Raw genomic sequence first — 735 nt, 5'->3', positions numbered from 1 at the left:
GTAAACACGCGACGCGTCGAAGCCATGTTCGTCGACCAGCGCGTCGACCAGCGACGCCACCGTGTCCGCCTCGCCGCGCCCGCGCGATCGGTGTCTTCATACCAGTGCCAGCAACCGTGCGTATGCGCGCGCAGCGACTGTTCCGGATACAGCACCGCGAAACCGTGCTTGTCGGCCAGCAAGTTCATCCGGGTGCCCTGCGCGAATTCGTCGACGGACTGCTGGCAGCCGTGCAGCATCACGACCAGCGGCATCGCGCCACGCCGGCGGCCGGGCGGTATGTAGAGCCCGTAGGCGAGATTCTGGACGAGGCGGCCCAGCGCGGGCGTCATCGGATGTTCGCCCCGCGTCCACTCGCCGGCCGCCCATGCGGCCGCGCGCGGCCGCACACGCGATTCGCGTGGCGGGGACAGATCGGAGGCCGCCGCCTCGAGTGCGTCGCGTGTGATGCGCTGCGCATCGCGCGCCGCGCGCTTGGCGGTCGGGGACAGCATGCGTTTCATGCCGCCCAGCCACACTTTGGTCAGACTTTTGGTCATCGATCGGGCTCGCAGTCAGGAAAAATAGGGGCGCCATGAAAGCGCCACAACGGATGCATCGTTCGACTTTGTGCAATGCACCATAACATTGTTTCCAGGATTTTTCCTGCACGCCGGTCGTTGCCGGCGGCGCAAAAAACGGGCCTCATGCGGACGCGGCGCTATACTGGGGCTTCGCCGCTTGTATCCGTTGTAG

The 735-nt window shown here is 66.0% G+C and carries 1 pseudogene; it reads right to left on the bottom strand.

What is annotated here, in order from left to right:
* Positions 1 to 539 (bottom strand): annotated as a pseudogene (locus JMF90_RS39170) (PHB depolymerase family esterase); the annotation flags it as partial.
* Positions 540 to 735: the final 196 nt, after the last annotated feature.

Origin of the sequence: Burkholderia sp. E168m23 (assembly GCF_016586125.1) — a bacterium.
Taxonomy (GTDB): domain Bacteria; phylum Pseudomonadota; class Gammaproteobacteria; order Burkholderiales; family Burkholderiaceae; genus Burkholderia; species Burkholderia orbicola.
Note: the sequence above shows the minus strand (reverse complement) of the source record. Positions and strands in the feature narration are given on the sequence as shown.